This is a genomic window from Kineosporia mesophila (genome assembly GCF_021129235.1).
GTDB lineage: Bacteria > Actinomycetota > Actinomycetes > Actinomycetales > Kineosporiaceae > Kineosporia > Kineosporia mesophila.
In genome coordinates, this window is sequence record NZ_JAJOMA010000012.1 from 175684 (window position 1) to 191563 (window position 15880).

The following is a 15880-nucleotide window of genomic DNA, read 5'->3' on the forward strand; positions in this document are numbered from 1 at the left end:
TCTCCAGAGGGTTGGTGGTCTACCACTGGCCCCGACAAGAAGACCGCTCGATCCCCGGTGCGCGTCCGGTCAGGCCCGTGCCCGTCGCAACGTGACCAGCAGGGGACCGGCGGTGAGCAGGGCGATCGCGATGATGACGACGGCGAAACCGACCAGGGCGGTCGCCAGGCTGATCGACAGGGTGGCGACGCCGATGCCGACCACCGGCAGGGTGAGCCCGATGTAGCCGATCAGGAAGATGCCCGCCAGGACCTCGCCGCGCTGGGCGGGTGCGGACAGGGATCCGGCCACGGCCAGGGCGGCGGCGAAGAGCGGTCCGGCGCCCGCCCCGCTGACGATGCCGCCGAGGAAGAACCAGCCCAGGGACCCGACGGTCTCCACGACGACGGCGAGGACGGCGATCCCCGCGACGAGAAGCACGGTGCCCACGGCGATCCGGGCCGGCAGGCTCAGGGGGCGCACGGCGATCTGGGAGATCGCGGCGGCGGCGAAGGTCACGAACACCACCAGGCCGGCGGTGGCGCGGGAGGTGATGTGCAGCTGGCCGGCGACGAAGATTGGGGCCAGCGAGGTGAACAGGCCCAGCACCGAGAAGGCGGAGAAGGCGATGCCGCCGGCCAGGAAGAACCGGCCCCGGGCGGCCTGCGGCACGCTGACGCGCTGCGGCCGGTAGGCGGGACGCGGCTGCGGCCGGGCGGCGGTCTCCGGGACGAGCGCGAGACCGGCGAAGGCCAGGGCCAGGAGCACCAGGAACACGACGTACGGGGTGACGAGCGGGGCGTCCGCCCATTCGGCGAGGATGCCCGAGGCCAGGGCCCCGATGCCGAAGCCACCGAGGTTGGCCATGCCGGCGACGATCTGCCCGCGCACCGGGTCGGCGCCCGGGCGGGAGGTCAGGTGCAGGTCGAGGATGTGCGCGGTGACGGTCGCGGTGAGCATGCCGACGCCGAGCCCGGCGATCAGCCGGGCCGCGATCAGTCCGGGCAGTTCGGGCCAGGCGATGAAGACCACGGCCGAGACGATCTGCAGGGCGATGGCCGGCAGCAGGATCCGTCGGCGGCCGTGGACGTCGCCGAGGTGCCCGGCCAGGAACAGGGCGATCACCACGCCGACGGCGTAGGCGGCGAAGGCGATGGTGATGGCGAACGTGGAGAAGCCGTCGCGGCGCTGATAGATCGACCACAGCGGGGTGGGCACGGTGTTGTAGGCCATGACGACCAGGAAGGAGGCCGCGGCGATCCAGAAACCGGCGCCGGGGCTGACCTCACGACGGGCCGGGGCCGGGGCCGTGAGCGTGGCGGTTGACATGGCTTGATCCTGACCCACCTGGAATTATCCCGTCCAACGATGAAATCCGATCAGATTGATCTGGCATAGTGATGAATCGTGGACAGCCGTCAGCTCGAGGTCTTCGTTGCCGTCGCCGGCGCGGGTGGGTTCACCCGGGCCGCGGCCGATCTGCACCTGGTGCAGTCGGCGGTGTCGGCCACCGTCGCGGCCCTGGAATCGGATCTGGGGGAGCGCCTGTTCGACCGCACCACCCGGCAGGTACGCCTGACCGCCGCCGGGCGCGCCCTGCTGCCGCACGCGTCCGGGATTCTGGACGCCTTCCAGGTCGCCCGGGACGCGGTCGACGCGGTGGGTGGTGGCCTGACCGGCTCGATCCGGATCGGCTACATGACGAACGTGACCCTGTTCGACGTGCCGCGCCTGCTGGGCCGTTTCACCCACGAGCACCCCAACGTCACGATGCGCCTGGCCCCGGCCCCCTCGGGCACGGCAGGGATGGCGGAGAGCCTGCGGGTGGGCGACATCGACGTGGCGTTCATGGCGGCGCGTCCCGAGGACTACCCCGACCTCCAGATCGATGTGCTGGCCAGCTCGGACCTGGGGCTGGCGGTGGCGCTGGACCACCCTCTGGCCGGCCGCCGGGCGATCACGCTGGCCGAGGCCGCCCCGCTGCGGTTCGTGGACTTCCGCCGGGGTTTTGCCAACCGCACCCTCGTCGACGCCGAGTTCCGACGCCGGGGGCTACGGCGGGACGTGTCCATCGAGGCCTCCGACACCAACGACACCGCGGCGCTGGTACGCAACGGTCTCGGTGCGGGGTTCCTGCCCCGGTACCTGGCCGGGAACGACCCGTCGCTGCACTGGATCGAGCTGGAGGACGCCGACTTCCAGATGCATGTCAGTGTGGCCACGGCGCGCGGGCGCACTCTGACCGCGGCGGCCGCCCGCCTGGCTGCGCTGGCCCGGGACGCGCAGCGGCCGGGGGCCCGGAGCGGGACCCAGGTCTAGGACTTTGGGCCTACAGGTGATGCACAGGATCGCGGTTGGGTCGGACCACTCGAGTTCCCTGACCACGAGAAGGAGCATCACGTGTCGCGACGACGTCCCCGGCTGCTGCGCCCGGCCATTGCGCTAGCGACGGCCTCGATCCTGGGGGTGGGCGCGGCGATCGCGTTCGGCGCGGTCCCGGGCAACTCCGTCAACCTGCCCAAGGGCAGCCATCACGGCAGCACGGTGGAGCCGGTCGCCGGTTCCGCGGGTGATGACGAGCTGGAGATGACCACGGCGCAGGCGGCGAAATACGCCGGCACGCTGGGCAAGACGGCCACGAAGAAGCGGCGGCACGGCAGTACGCCGACCGCGAGTCCCAGTGCCACGCCCAGTAGTACCCCGGCCCCGACCACGACGAGCACCCCCACCGACACCAGCACGCCGGACCACGCGATGACGCCCGGCGCCACCATGACGATGCCCGCCGGTGACTGGATCCCGGTGGACGCGGCGGCCTGGAAGGCACAGCTGGACGAGTTCGAGGCGCTGACCCCGCGCACCCCGCCGGCGACCGCGAAGAAGAACCCCGAGTTCAACGCCACCTGCACCTACAGCCATTCGGGCAACAACGACCCGATCGTGTTCCCGGGGCAGACCGGGAAGTCGCATCTGCACTCGTTCTTCGGCAACGAGAGCACCGACGCGAACAGCACCACCGAGGACCTGATGAAGTTCACGTCCACGACCTGCCTGCCGACGCAGGACCACTCGGCCTACTGGATGCCGTCGCTGACCGACAAGAGCACCGGCCAGAAGGTCGAGCCGAAAGAGCTGATCGTCTACTACGGTTCGCTGCTGGAGGACAAGACCAAGACGGTGCCGATGCCCAACGGCATGCGGATGGTCGTGGGGGACGCGAAGAAGCAGGAGGCCACCCCGGTCGGCACGGTGAACCAGTTCTGGTGCGCCGGTGGCCCGGCCGACGGCGTGGCGCGTAGCGACGACGGCAACTGGCCCGTCTGCCAGGACAACGGCTCGCTGCACTTCCTGCAGCGGTTCCCGGACTGCTGGGACGGCAAGAACCTGGACAGCCCGGACCACAAGTCGCACGTCGCCTACGGTGCGCAGGGCACCTGCCCGGCCGCGTTCCCGGTCCGGATCCCGGCCGTCACCTTCGTCGTCAACTACGACACCGAAGGCACCAAGGCCGGGTTCGAGCTGGCCAGCGGTATGGCTTCGTCCATGCACTTCGACGGGTTCTTCGCCTGGGACACCAAGACCATGGCCGACCTGGTCAAGAGTTGCGTGAACCAGCTGGTGACCTGCAACAAGGAGAAGCAGTTCTGATCCTGCCGGTCCGGGCCGGGTGAGGTGCCACGGCACCCCACCCGGCCTTCCGGTCCGGGCGGCCGGACGTGCGCCGTCCGGAGCGGCATGCTTCGCTCGGGCGGTGACCACCGCCGATGTGCTCCTCCTGACAGCCACCGCAGCTCACCTCGGTTTCCAGGTCACCGTCACGGCGCTCGTCTACCCGGCCCTGGCCCGCGTGCCCGCGCAGCAGTGGGAGTTCGCCCACAACGCCCACTCGCGGGCCGTCGTCCCGCTCGTGGCGGTGATGTACGGGACCCTCGTGCTGACCGGCGGATGGACCCTGCTGTCCGGCCCGGGCGGCTGGACGCTCGTGGCCCTGGCCGCCGTGGCCGCCACCTTCATGGTCACGGCCTGCGCGGCCCGGGTGCACGGCCGTCTCAGTGCGGGGCACGACCGCGAAGAGGTCAGGCGTCTGCTGCGGATCGACCAGGTCCGGGCCCTGACTGCCGCACTCGCACTCGTTGCGTCGGCCCTGGCGGTGCGGTGACACGCCCGATGCTCCCGGGCATCCGCGGACCTCAGTCGCCGGTCGCGGCCAGGATCGGTTCCAGCGCCTCGAACCAGGCTCCGGCGATCTTGCTGTAGCCGCCGTCGTTCGGGTGGATGCCGTCGCTGGTCAGGTCGGACGAGTTCAGCACCGCGTTCAGGTCGGCCAGGTGCAGACCGTCGGTACCGTCCGCGATCTTCTGCTCCACCAGGGTCTTCGCGGCGGCGTTGAACTCGTCGACCTCGGCGTCGTTGGCGGCGTTGCCCGAGGGCTGCAGGGTGCCGACCACCAGGGTCACGCCCGGACGGGCGGCCAGGATCTCGTCGATCAGGGCACTCAGGCGGGCCGGGGCGTTCGGCAGGTCGTAGTTCTGCAGGGTGTCGTTGGTGCCGGCGGCCAGGAGCACCACGTCGGGTGTGTAGGTGGCCAGCCAGTTCTCGGCCCCGGCGGCGACCTGGTCGATGCGGTAGCCGCCGTGACCCTCGTTCTCCGGGTCGTCGGTGGTACCGGACTTCAGCGAGCCGACGTAGTCGATGCTCACCCCGGCCCCGGTCAGCTGCTGACGCAGGACCTCCCGGTAGCCGTTGCCGGTGGTGGAGCCGGTGCCGTAGGTCATGGAGGCGCCCAGCGGCATGATCTTCACCGGGACCGCCGCGGTGGACTCGGCCGCCTGGGCCGCCTGGGTGGCCGTCGTGGCTCCCAGACCGAGGGCGGCGACGCCGATCGTGGCGGCGAGCAGGGTGATCCGGTGTGCGCGGGGACGGAACATGGATGTCTCCAAACAGGTTCGTGGATGACGGAAACCAGCACCACTATCCAAAGCCCGGCCCCCCGGCCGACAACTCAATGGAATGATAACGATGTCTTTAGGCGGGTGGGGGCATTCCCGTTGCCCCTTGAGGTCGTTCGGTTCGTGTCGGTGCCCCGCGCACGATCCGGTCGTGGGTGCGCCACCGGGTGGTGCCCGCGGCCCGACCGGTGGCGGTGTCGGCCTCCTGGATCCGGCGGCGCAGCAGATCGACGGCGATGCGGCGGTTGTCGGACAGGCGCCGCTCGGTGTCGACCACCACGACGGTCCCGCTCGGGCGGTGCGTGGCCCGGATCGCGGTGCTGGCCTTGTTGCGGTGCTGCCCACCCGGGCCACCGGTCCGGGTGGCCACGAAAGTGACGTCGTCCTCGGAGAAAACAGAAGGGTGGACGTCGTCGGGCTGCGGTTCGGCGATCACGTACCAGTTCTTCCGCGCGACCCCGGCCCGGTAGGGGCTGGGCGCCTGCCAGCACAGGGTGCCGGTCCAGGCGGCGGCGAAGGACGGCGGGCCTTCCAGCCGCAGCAACAGCGACCGGTAGGTGCCGGGAGCCTCGCCGGGAACCGCATCCACCCGCTGCACCCCGACGCCTTCCCGCCGGGCCCGGTCCTCCAAGCGTTCGGCCAGTTCGGCCACGGCCCAGGCGCATTCGACCGGACCACGCCCGGCCGAGAGCAGCAGGCGGAGGGTGGAGCTCATCGCCGGCGCCGCCCGTCGGAGAGGTCTTGCGTCTTGTAGGTGATGATCGGGACCGTGGCGGCCACCGGTGTGGCCAGGTGGTGGCTGACCAGGTCGTCGATCACCTGAGGACGCCCCGGGAGCGCAACGCATTTTCGAGCGTGCCTCCTGCGCCCGGCAGGTACCGGTGTCGCCGGGTCAGCCGGCCATCACGCCGACGGCCACGGAACCGACCGCCATGGCCGCGGCGGCCACCAGGAGCCCGAACGTGACGCGTTGATAGATATCCGCGTTCAGCAGCTCGAAGAGCCGGCGGCCGATCAGGAATCCCAGCCCCGCGGCGACCCACAGCAGCGGGAGCCCGCTTGGCAGCGCCCAGGCACTCGTCATCAGCAGGATGCCCACACTCAGCGGAAGCCGCGCCACCGACAGCATGACGAGGGTGTCGCGCACCCGCCGGGGCTCCCGCAGCCGCGCATTGAGGTACAGCACGACGGGCGGGGCCCCGAGGGACGTGCACGAACTGAGGAATCCCGAGACCGCGCCGATCATGGGTGCGGCGGCGCCGGAGTGCGCCCAGCGGCCCGGTTCTGCGGCCGGGGCGACCGCCCGGCCGGGGAACCGGGGCCTCAGCTGGTCCAGCACGGCCAGGACGACCGCCAGGGCGATGAGGATCTGCAACGGGACCTGAGGCACCCGGGTCAGTGCGATCGCCCCCAGAAGGAGGCCGGGCACCGACCACACGGACAGTTCCAGCACGGCCCGCCGCGACGACCGGGGCCGGCTGCCGCTCGCCACCAGCACGAGGATCTCCACGACGAACCCTGAGGCAATGACGACGCACACGGCCTCCTGCGGCCCCCAGATCATCGTCAGCAGAGGCATGCTGAAGATCGCATAACCGAAGCCCATGACGGCCTGCAGCGCGGAGGAGAAGAAGATGATCAGGCCGGCCAGCGCGATCTGGGTGTTCCCGGGAAAGTCGAGAAAGGCAACAGCAGCGTGAAAAATGCAGTCCTCCAGGTCTGGTCGTAAGTTTGATCCCGGTCACACCGCGTAGCCCAGCGTCCGGAGCGTACCCGAGGCGATGTCCTCGAAGGCGGTGATCTGCTCGGCGGTGAGATCGTGTCGGAACCGTCCGACCGGCGCGTCGCTCAGCGGGTTCTTGGTCGCCTCCGACGAGGGATGGGACCAGTCGTGGGCGTGCAGCGTGTGGTCGACCAGATGGTGCTGCAGCATCTGGCTCGCGAACGGGATCTCGAGGAAGTCGCACAGGGCCCGGCAGGCCTTCTCCGGCTCGGAGACCAGGTCTTCGTAACGGATCTCGTGATACCGCGGGGCGGGCGCCCGCAGCCGGGCGGCCTCGATCAGGTTGGCCCACTTGTACGCCGTGTCGTCGATCGACCGGTAGCCCCAGTCCGGCACGGTCCGCAGATGGGATGCCGCCACGTCCCGGCCGTCGCGGATGATGTGGATGAAGCGCGACCCGGGGAAGATCTGCGCGTACCGGTCCACGTCCTGGATCTTGCGCTGGAGCTTGATCCCCCAGGTGAGCTTGCCCGTCATCGCCATCTTGAACTGCCCGATGCGCTCCAGGAGCCGGCACCGGTCGCGCAGCGCCACGATGTCCCGGCCATCCTCGGCGATCTGCTGCTCGACCAGGCCGGACAGGGTGGCCGGCGGAACGCCGTAGCGCTCGCACTGTTTCACGAAGTGCGCGACGTCGTAGTAGGCGGGATCGTTCGTGTCCGTGCCCGGGCCCAGCACGCGCGGGTCGCCCTCCCGCAGCAATCGGCACGTCTGGATCACCAGCGTGCCCAGGTTGGTGGGCTCGGCGAAATCGAGCTCCGGGCCGACGTCGAGAGCCGGATGCGAGTCCAGCACGATGCTCAGGAGCGTCGTCCCGGACCGGTGTTCGCCGCCGAGGAGAATGGGGGTGTTCACGCGGACCTCCCGACCAGGGCGGCACCGGCATCCGGGGTGGCGGTGTCCAGACGCGGGCCCAGCTGTTCCCACCACCGCGCGGCGACCCGCGGTGTCACCCGGAAGGCATCCTCGGCGAAGCGGGCGAACGCCCCGGCGCTGATGCTTCGGGCCGACGGGCCGGCGAACGTCGCCGCCACCTCGTCGAAGGCGAGCAGGGCCTGGTCGATGTCCTCCGGGGTCAGTGCGGCGCTGACCAGGTGGGCGCCACCGAACTCGGCGTGCACGCCCCGCCGCCGCAGTTCGGTGTAGAAGCGCTGCCCGAGGTCGTCGTCCTCGAACAGGACGTGGAAGATGCCTGCCGCGCTCAGCGCCCGGGCGGCCAGGCCGTGCCGGGCGAGCACCGCGTTGATGCCGGGCACCAGGCGGGACACGTGGTCGATGATGGTCTGCGTCGCACCGTTACGCTGGATGTCCACCGACACCCGGGCGCCGGCGAACGGGGCCACTTCCCGCATGAAGGTGTTTCCCAGATAAGTCTTCTCGTGAGCCTCCAGGACACTGCGCGCACCCAGGACGGCGGAGAGGGCCATCCCGTTGCACAGTCCCTTGCTCACGGTGATCAGGTCGGGGGTCAGGCCCAGGGCGCCGTGCAGGCCGCCGTTCACGAACCGGAATCCGGTCATCACCTCGTCCAGCGCGAAGAGGGCGCCGTGGGAGCGGGCCAGATCCTGCATCGTGAACAGGTCGGCCAGCGGCATGCAGGTCGACTCGGGCGTGACGAAGACCGCCGCGACCCGCCCGGGGTGATCCTCCAGCAGTGTGCGCAGACGCTCGACGTCGTACCCGAAGTCGACGACGCCGGCGTCGCGTCCCACGACGTCGGGAGTTCCCTTGTACTGCAACTGCCAGTCGTGCCAACCGTGGAAGCCGGAGGTGAGGATCAGATCGCGACCGGTGTGCACCCGGGCCAGCCGGACCGCACCGCTGGTCGCGCAGGAACCGGTCCGGAAGAACAGGGCGCGCTGCGCGCACGGGAAGATCGAGCACAGATCCTGCGCCACGTCCGTCCGCAGGCTGCTCATGACACCCGGGAGAACCCCTCCACTGCGGCGCATCTCGTCGATCACCGCGTCCAGGACGGGCGCGTGGCCCATGCCCAGGGGAGCGGCGCCGGTGCAGGACGTGAGGTCGATGTACTCCTGCCCGGAGGAGTCCCAGAAATGGGCCCCCTGCCCTCGGTCGGGCACCAGGGGCATGCGCCGGTCGGCGTCCCAGGTGCGGGAGGAAGTGATGGCCAGGGCCCGGTCGAGTTCGTTCCGGGCGGTGGGAGCCTGCGTCGTCGGCGTTGACGTCACGATGAATACCTCTGAATCTCGCTGGTTTCCGGATAATTACGGGCGCAGGAGCGCGGCGATCCGTAAGGCGTTGGCCATGATCGTCATGGTAGGATTCACCGCGGTCGCATAGGGGAAGTAGCCCCCGTCCACGACGTAGGTGTTGTCGGAGCTGTGGACACGGCCGCCCGGGTCGACCACGGAACTGCCCGGGTCGTTCCCCGCGCGGCAACTGCCGAGAAGATGGGCAGCGCCCAGCTCGTTGGGACTCACGGTCGTGCGGATGTCCCGGCCGCCGGCCTCCCGCACGGTGGACGCGGTCACGTCGAGCAGTTCGCCCAGGCGCAGATCGTCCTGGGGAGTTGGCCGGTACTGCATGACGATCTTCGGTTCACCCCGCAGCGGCCCGTTGCGGTGGACGCCCTCCACCTGGACCCGGTTCGAGCGCAGGGGGGTGTCGCCGGTCACGCAGTGCAGGCGCCAGTCGGGGGTGCTGCGCTCGGAGAGCCGGGCCTCGTAGATCAGGCCACCGGGTCTCAGGCCCGACGGTAACTGCTCGTAGAAGTCGGTCGTGCAGATGGTCGAGAACAGCGACGGCCCCGGCGATGCCCCGGCCGGCATCTGCGCCCGGACGTATCCGCTCCTTTTCAGGCACAGCCCCCGCCCCACCATGTCCGTCTCGTTGCCCAGCCCGGCCGGGGAGCTCGGGGTGGGTGAGCGCAGGAGGAGGGCGGCGCTCTGCACCGCACCGGCGGCGAGCAGGAAGGTTCTCGCCCGGGTCGCGTGCAGGGCGCCCGTGCTCAGGTCGACCCACTCCGCGCCCACCGTGGTGTCGCCCCGGACCAGAAGCCGGCGGACGTAGGCCTGACTGGTGATCCGGATGTTGCCGGAGTGGGGTGAGGACCGCAGCTCGCGGACGGCATCGGCCCGGGCGCCGCTGCGGCAGAGCTTCTCGTTGCACACGGAGCCGTACGAACAGGCCGGGCGCCCACCGTAGGGGCGGGAATTCACGGCGACGGGGGTGGGGAAGCAGGAGATGTTCCGTTTACCGGCCGCCACCTCGAACAAATGTGCTTCGGGCGATGATTCGTGGGGCGGAAGAATGGGTGGCCCGGAGGGCGGCGCATTAGTATCACCGGTCGCCGATCGCGCAATTCCAAAGCGCCGTTCGAGTTGCTCGTACCACGGCTGGAGGTCGGCGTAGCGAATGGGCCATTCCGGTGCCAGATCGGCCCCGGGCAGTTCTTCCTGGTGCCGGTCGAAATCACGCTCGCGCATCCGGAAGAAGATGCCCGCGAACCGCGTCATTCCGCCTCCGACCGCCGACAGCGTCCACGGGTTGGCGGCATCCGGCACCAGGGGTGCCGTGGCGGTGCTGCGATGGTCGGCGCCGGCCATCGCCACCCGGGCGGCCGGGTAGTCCGACGGCGGGTCGGTGTTCTGGCCGACTTCGAGAATATGTACCTTGAGGCCTCTTTCGGCCAGATGCAGGGCGGCGATCGCCCCGCTGGCGCCGCTCCCGACAATGCAGACGTCTGGATCCCCGGTGATGGCATCTCCTTTGATGAACGAGCGGTCCTGGGGGCCGTCACCCGGCTGCGCGTGAACGCCGGTGCGGATGCTCCGGGTCGGCCGGAAGGCGCTGACCACAGCCATTTTTCGCCCGCTTCGGAGGCGGGCGGTTCGGTGGGCCGGCCGATGGCGGCGCGCCCCGGGTGGGCGGCGCCAATCGTTGTAACTGCCCCGTAACAGAACAATCCGGACTCTAGTCCCGGCCCCAGGGGCCGTCAAGGAAGTCCTCAAGATCCAATAGCGGTTCGACCGGGCATTTCCCGGCGTCCCCGGTTTCACCGCGCGTTTACGTCGTGTTATTCAGGGTTCTTGCCTGATCCGAGATATCCGTGGAATGTTGGCGGCATGCAGAACCGTGCCGGGATCATGGAATCTTTGACCAGGGGTGAGGGGCGATCCGGGATCGTCATGGATTTCGACGGGGTGCTCTCGCCCATCGTCGACGACCCGGCCGCCAGCCGTCTGCCGGCCGATCTGGCGCCCACGCTGGAACGACTGGTGAAACGGCTGGACGTGGTGGCGCTGCTGTCCGGACGGCCGGTGGACTTCCTGGCCGAGCGGGTGCCCGTTCCCGGGCTGGTGCTGCTGGGCTCGTACGGGCTGGAGCGCCGGGTGGACGGCTCGACGGTCGTGCGGCCGGACGTGGCGGCGTGGCTCGCCCGGGTGCGGGAGGCCGAGGCCCTGCTGACCGAGCAGCTGGCGCCGGTGCCGGGCGTCCACATCGAGGTCAAGAGCGTCGCGGTGGCCGTGCACTGGCGTAATGCCGCCGACCGGGCGACGGTGGGGCAGCTGGTGAACGAGGTCGTGGCCCGGGTGGCCGCCTCGACCGGGCTGGGGCAGGAGCCGGGCAAGCTGGTGCAGGAGCTGCGGCCGCCGCTGCCGGTGGACAAGGGCACGTCGCTGCGCGAGCTGATCGACGACCAGCGGCTCGACGTCGTGGCCTATGCGGGTGACGACAAGGGCGACCTGCCGGCGTTCGCGGCGGTGACCGCGGCGGACGGGTACCCGCTGGTGGTGCACGGGCACGAGACGGCGCCGGAGGTCGCGGCGGTGGCCGGTACCCATTTCGAGGGCCCGGAGGATTTCGCCTCCTGGCTGGAAGAGCTGTCCCAGGCTGACTGACGAGGCCGACGAGGCTGATGAGGGAGACGCAAGGATGCGTATCGGACTGGTTTCCGGAGATGGTGTTCCGGTCAGTGGACTGCTCACGATCTTCCGCAACGTGATCGACCTGGGTCGCAGGGAGGGCCTGGTGGAGGCGGGCCCGGTGCCGGCCGAGCTGGGCTACTCCTGGCGCCCGGACAAGCCCGGGTACTTCCCCGACGGTCCACCGGATCCGGAGGGGCACGAGTTCCTGGCCCCGCTGTCGATCCCGCTCCCGTCCGGCCCGGAGGCGGCCGGATGGACGGCCGTCCGGAACGCGGTGGCGCAGGCCGACGCACTCGACGATGCGGGCCGCGAGGAGCTCCGGCAGCGTATCGACCGGCTGGCCGCCCCCTACCGGGAGTACTTCGGGCAGTGGCTCCGGGAGGCTCAGGTCGACTGGGTCTGCGCGGTCAACCTGACGCTGTCCGACGCGGTGCCGGTCACGGCGGCCCTGCACCAGGCGGCCGCCGAGTATTACGGCGCGAGAGGTTCCGGTGGCGTGCTGTTCTGGGACCACGACCTGTTCGGCAGCTGCGCCATCTTCGAGGACGGGCTGCGGGTCTACCCGGATCACCCGAACGATTTCACCCCCCTGCCGGCGGACGAGCCGTACCATCGCTGGGCGGTGGTCTCGGAGTCGCTGGCGCAGGAGTGCCGCCGGTATCCGACCGGGGCCGGGCCGCACATCGTCCCGAATGTGCTGCCCGAGGTCCCGGCCGGTCCGCTCGAGGACCGGCACCATGAATTCCTGCGTCAGCAGGGCATTTCGCCCGACCGCCCGATTCTGCTGAACCCGGTGCGGGTGTTCCGGGTGAAGGGCGTGGAGATCGCGCTGGACGTGCTGGCCGGGGCCCGGCAGGGCAACGACGGCCAGGCCCCGGTGCTGCTGGTGTTCGGTGGGCTGAGCGAAGACCCGGTCTACGCCCAGGAGGTCGTCGCCAAGGCCCGCTCCCTGGGGCTGGAGCAGGACCTCCGGTTCCTCGAAGGGGTTCCGCTGCGCAGTTATCTGGACGGGACCGGTCGCTGGCACCTGGACGAGGTCGACCTGCTGCGGCTGGCCACGGCCGGTCGTGGGGGTGTGGTGTTCACCCCGAACCTCCCGGACGTCGAGACCGTCGGCCTGGGCCCGGCCCTGGCCGCGGTGGCCGGAATTCCCTGTGCCGTCACCGACTACGACGCCTTCGTCCCGACCTACGGCAAAGACTTCTGGACGGTCCGGGTCGGCCCGTCGGCCCAGGACGCGCAGCGGGCGGGCCGGGAGCTGATGACCGTGCTCCGGACCCGTCCGGCCGAGCTGGAAGACCGTCTGCGCCGCAACCGGCAGGTCGCGCAGGAGAACTTCCCCACCGGCCCGTGGGTGGACCTGCTGCGGGAGCTCACCGCGGCTGCCGGCCCGGCTCAGAAGATGCCGGAGTAGGCATTCAGGGCGGGCTGGCCGCCCAGGTGGGCGTACAGCACGGTGGAGTCGGCCGGGATGTCGCCCTGGCGGACCAGGTCGATCAGCCCGGCCATCGACTTGCCCTCGTAGACCGGGTCGATGATCATGCCCTCGAGCTCACCGGTCAGGCGGATGGCGTCGATGGTCGACTGCACCGGCACGCCGTACAGGTCACCGGCCCAGCCTTCGAGCACGGTGATCTCGTCGTCGCGCAGGTCGCGGCCCAGGCCGATGAGATCGGCGGTGTGACGGGCGATCCGCCCGACCTGAGCGCGGGTCTTCTCCAGGGTGGCGGAGGCGTCGATGCCGATCACCCGGCGGGGACGGTCCTGCTGGGCGAAACCGGCGATCATGCCGGCGTGCGTGGAACCGGTGACCGTGCAGACCACGATCGTGTCGAAGAAGACGCCGAGCTGAGCCTCCTGCTGCTCTACCTCGCCGGCCCAGTTGGCGAAACCCAGCCCACCAAGCCGATGTTCGGAGGCGCCGGCGGGGATGCCGTAGGGCGTGCCACCGGCGGCCCGGACGTCTTCCAGGGCCTGTTCCCAGGAGTCACGGATGCCGATGTCGAATCCGGCGGCGTCGAGCTGGACCGTCGCCCCCATGATCCGCGAGAGCAGGATGTTGCCGACCTTGTCGTTGACGGCGTCCGGCCAATCGACCCATTTCTCCTGCACCAGGCGCGCCTTGAGTCCTAGCTGGGCCGCGACGGCGGCGACCTGACGGGTGTGGTTGGACTGATAGCCGCCGATCGACACGAGGGTGTCGGCGCCGCTGGCCAGGGCATCGGGGACGATGTACTCCAGCTTGCGGGTCTTGTTGCCGCCGTAGGCAAGACCGGAGTTGCAGTCCTCGCGCTTGGCCCAGATCTGCGGGCCGCCCAGGTGCTGGGTCAGGCGGTCGAGCGGATGCACCGGACTGGGCCCGAAGAGCAGCGGGTAACGGTCGAAATCGTCGAGCGACACGGGGTTCTCCTGCAATTGAGGTGGGTTCAGTCGGTGGGCGGCTGGAGGGTCATCCAGTTGGCGCGGGTCAGCCGGGCGGCGCCGTCGGCGTCCCCGTCCCGCGCGTGCTGGATGATCGAGCGGTGCTGGGCGACGGACGCCCGCCCGGTGAGCGAGGCGAAACGGACCCGCTCCATGCGCCGCAGTAACGGCGTCACGTCCTCGAGGATGCCGGCCAGCATGCGGTTGGCCGCGAGGTCGACGAACACCCGGTGAAAGGCGTCGTCCGCGGCGATCGCGGCATCGACGTCGGCCTGGGCGAGCGCGGCGGCGAACGCGGTGTTGGCGGTCTTCATCGTGGCCAGGTGGGCCGGGCTCACCAGGGGCACGGCCTCGCGGGCGGCGAGCTCGTGCAGGCCGGCGGCGACGGCCTGCGCCTCGACCGCGGCCCGCACGTCGATGGGTGCCACGAGCGTCTTGCTCCCGGGCCGGATCTGGACCAGGCCGGTCTTCTCCAGATGGGTCAGGGCTTCTCGCACCGGGGTGCGGCTGACCCCGAGCCAGGCACACAGCTCGGCGTCGACCAGTCGCTCACCCGGCTCAAGTGTGCCGTCGACGATCGCCGCACGCAGCGCCACCAGGGCGCGGTCGCGCAGCAGGGTGCGAGGAGTCGCGGCGCTTGCATGGGGGACCGGCATGCGGAATACGGTATGCGAAATATTGCATGCAGGCCAGAACCGGCGAACCCCAGACTCCTCACCCCGCCCATCCGTTCGTGATCAGGCAAACCTCCACGGGGAGGTTTTGCCTGATCACGAACGAGGAGTGGAGGGAGATCCCGGATCTCAGCTACGGCTGGTTGCGCACCAGGGTCAGGTTTCCGAGGTTCGTGGCCACCTGCCGCACGAGCACGAACCCGGCGGCCTGGGCCTCAGCGGCCAGTTCGTCCACGGTGTGCCCGCCGCTGATGCCCCGCTGTCCCAGCTGCACGACGTCGGTCAAGCCGGCGAGCTGCTCCTGCAGGATCAGCAGGCCGTCATCGGTCAGGGCCTGCCGCAGCACGGCGAGGGTGGCGGGCCGCCCGGCGTCGGGGAAGAAGCACTGGGCCCAGTAGGCCACCCGGAACGTGCTGCGGTCGTTCAGGTTCCGGGCGTCCACGCAGCGCACCTCGACCTGGTCGGTCAGGCCCAGCTCGTCACGGCGGCGCACCGCCTCGGCGGCGACCTCGGGCACGATGTCCACCCCGACCAGCTTCAGCTGCGGGTACAGCTGCGCGGTGGTGAGCAGCGCGCCACCCACCCCACTGCCCAGGTCGAGCATCGGCCCACCACTCTCCAGCACGGCCGACACCTCCGGCATCGCGTCGTAGACCGAGCGGTAGAGCATCTGCGTGACCGGGTCGGCCGCTACCCCGGCGTCCCGGGCCACGACCAACGCGGCCACCCCGTCCACCATGCCGGGTTCCTCGCGGTCCAGCTTCTCCAGCGAGGCCAGGTCCAGCCGGGCCGAGTCCAGCACGGTCTCCAGGCTCACGCCCGACTCCCCGGCCAGCAGGTCGGCGAACGGCGGCGTGAGCTGCCAGGTGCCGTCGGCCTCGTTCGCCACACCGGCTTGCTTGAGGACGTCCACCACACCTTGCACGCGCGCCTGCGGCCAGGCGTCGGTGGTCAGGGCGGCTGGTGACAAGGGCTCGGCGAGCTTCTCCAGCCAGCCCATCCGGTGGGTGGCCTCGACGATGGCCAGGGTCTGCGCACCCCTGACCCATTCCCGCACGATCCCGCGGGCGGCCAGGGCGTTCAGCAGGGGCGGCTGCGTGTCAGTCATGTGCTTCTCCAGTTCCGGCAACAGGTAAGGGCCGGACAAGAGGGAGCGGGACGATCAGAAATGCGCCCTCGTCG

Annotated in this window: 15 protein-coding genes; 5 read left to right on the forward strand and 10 right to left on the reverse strand. The window is 70.3% G+C overall.

From position 1 onward, the window contains the following. Positions 1–69: 69 nt before the first annotated feature. Entirely contained in the window at positions 70–1308 is a 1239-nt protein-coding gene (locus LR393_RS18575) for an MFS transporter (protein ID WP_231485217.1), read from the reverse strand. Between the two features lie 78 nt (positions 1309–1386). On the opposite strand from LR393_RS18575, the gene LR393_RS18580 reads away from it, so the two are divergent. The 3 genes from LR393_RS18580 (at position 1387) to LR393_RS18590 (ending at position 4138) form a co-directional block, all read left to right on the forward strand. Next, entirely contained in the window at positions 1387–2298 is a 912-nt protein-coding gene (locus LR393_RS18580) for a LysR family transcriptional regulator (RefSeq protein WP_231485218.1), read from the forward strand. 81 nt (positions 2299–2379) lie between these two features. Then, entirely contained in the window at positions 2380–3627 is a 1248-nt protein-coding gene (locus tag LR393_RS18585; protein WP_231485219.1) for a DUF1996 domain-containing protein, read from the forward strand. A 103-nt stretch (positions 3628–3730) separates the two neighbouring features. Next, a complete protein-coding gene (locus tag LR393_RS18590) occupies positions 3731–4138 on the forward strand; it encodes a hypothetical protein (protein WP_231485220.1) in 408 nt (135 codons plus the stop codon). 31 nt (positions 4139–4169) lie between these two features. On the opposite strand, the gene LR393_RS18595 is transcribed toward LR393_RS18590, so the two are convergent. From LR393_RS18595 to LR393_RS18620, 6 genes are all read right to left on the reverse strand, one after another. After that, positions 4170–4907, reverse strand: coding sequence for an SGNH/GDSL hydrolase family protein (locus LR393_RS18595; protein WP_231485221.1), 738 nt, complete (start codon positions 4905–4907; stop codon positions 4170–4172). 97 nt (positions 4908–5004) lie between these two features. Then, positions 5005–5643 carry a peptide chain release factor H gene (gene prfH / locus LR393_RS18600; protein ID WP_231485222.1) on the reverse strand — a complete coding sequence of 213 codons (639 nt, stop codon included), beginning with the start codon at positions 5641–5643 and terminating at the stop codon, positions 5005–5007. A 177-nt stretch (positions 5644–5820) separates the two neighbouring features. Beyond that, complete coding sequence (locus LR393_RS18605) at positions 5821–6645, reverse strand: sulfite exporter TauE/SafE family protein (protein WP_331282961.1); 825 nt, start codon at positions 6643–6645, stop codon at positions 5821–5823. A gap of 24 nt (positions 6646–6669) precedes the next feature. Next, positions 6670–7566, reverse strand: coding sequence for a sulfotransferase family protein (locus LR393_RS18610; RefSeq protein WP_231485224.1), 897 nt, complete (start codon positions 7564–7566; stop codon positions 6670–6672). After that, the gene (locus LR393_RS18615; protein WP_231485225.1) at positions 7563–8903 is read right to left on the reverse strand and encodes an aminotransferase class III-fold pyridoxal phosphate-dependent enzyme; all 1341 of its coding nucleotides are present in this window, start codon (positions 8901–8903) and stop codon (positions 7563–7565) included. The genes LR393_RS18610 and LR393_RS18615 overlap by 4 nt, the downstream gene beginning before the upstream one ends. A 36-nt stretch (positions 8904–8939) precedes the next feature. Continuing rightward, positions 8940–10538: a GMC oxidoreductase gene (locus LR393_RS18620; protein ID WP_231485226.1), complete on the reverse strand. Its 1599-nt coding sequence runs from the start codon at positions 10536–10538 to the stop codon at positions 8940–8942. Between the two features lie 324 nt (positions 10539–10862). Here LR393_RS18620 and otsB point away from each other — a divergent pair, with 324 nt between their 5' ends. Both otsB and LR393_RS18630 read left to right on the forward strand, forming a co-directional pair. Continuing rightward, positions 10863–11576: a trehalose-phosphatase gene (gene otsB / locus LR393_RS18625; protein ID WP_231485227.1), complete on the forward strand. Its 714-nt coding sequence runs from the start codon at positions 10863–10865 to the stop codon at positions 11574–11576. Between the two features lie 34 nt (positions 11577–11610). Further along, positions 11611–13017, forward strand: a complete 1407-nt coding sequence (locus LR393_RS18630; RefSeq protein WP_231485228.1) for a glycosyltransferase family protein — start codon at positions 11611–11613, stop codon at positions 13015–13017. On the opposite strand, the gene LR393_RS18635 is transcribed toward LR393_RS18630, so the two are convergent. The 3 genes from LR393_RS18635 to LR393_RS35490 form a co-directional block, all read right to left on the reverse strand. After that, the gene (locus LR393_RS18635) at positions 12999–14003 is read right to left on the reverse strand and encodes a 1-aminocyclopropane-1-carboxylate deaminase (protein ID WP_231485229.1); all 1005 of its coding nucleotides are present in this window, start codon (positions 14001–14003) and stop codon (positions 12999–13001) included. The genes LR393_RS18630 and LR393_RS18635 overlap by 19 nt on opposite strands. 26 nt (positions 14004–14029) lie before the next feature. After that, positions 14030–14680 carry a GntR family transcriptional regulator gene (locus tag LR393_RS18640; RefSeq protein ID WP_231485230.1) on the reverse strand — a complete coding sequence of 217 codons (651 nt, stop codon included), beginning with the start codon at positions 14678–14680 and terminating at the stop codon, positions 14030–14032. Positions 14681–14831: 151 nt separating this feature from the next. Then, on the reverse strand, positions 14832–15806 hold the full coding sequence (locus LR393_RS35490; RefSeq protein ID WP_269327467.1) for an SAM-dependent methyltransferase: 975 nt from the start codon (positions 15804–15806) through the stop codon (positions 14832–14834). Positions 15807–15880 lie beyond the last annotated feature (74 nt).

Bases quoted from the DNA above. Each gene is read 5' to 3' on its own strand.
- prfH (WP_231485222.1), bottom strand. From the start codon at position 5,643: ATGAGCTCCACCCTCCGCCTGCTGCTCTCGGCCGGGCGTGGTCCGGTC.
- otsB (WP_231485227.1), top strand. From the start codon at position 10,863: ATGGATTTCGACGGGGTGCTCTCGCCCATCGTCGACGACCCGGCCGCC.
- LR393_RS35490 (WP_269327467.1), bottom strand. From the start codon at position 15,806: ATGACTGACACGCAGCCGCCCCTGCTGAACGCCCTGGCCGCCCGCGGG.
- LR393_RS18575 (WP_231485217.1), bottom strand. From the start codon at position 1,308: ATGTCAACCGCCACGCTCACGGCCCCGGCCCCGGCCCGTCGTGAGGTC.
- LR393_RS18640 (WP_231485230.1), bottom strand. From the start codon at position 14,680: ATGCCGGTCCCCCATGCAAGCGCCGCGACTCCTCGCACCCTGCTGCGC.
- LR393_RS18630 (WP_231485228.1), top strand. From the start codon at position 11,611: ATGCGTATCGGACTGGTTTCCGGAGATGGTGTTCCGGTCAGTGGACTG.
- LR393_RS18595 (WP_231485221.1), bottom strand. From the start codon at position 4,907: ATGTTCCGTCCCCGCGCACACCGGATCACCCTGCTCGCCGCCACGATC.
- LR393_RS18620 (WP_231485226.1), bottom strand. From the start codon at position 10,538: ATGGCTGTGGTCAGCGCCTTCCGGCCGACCCGGAGCATCCGCACCGGC.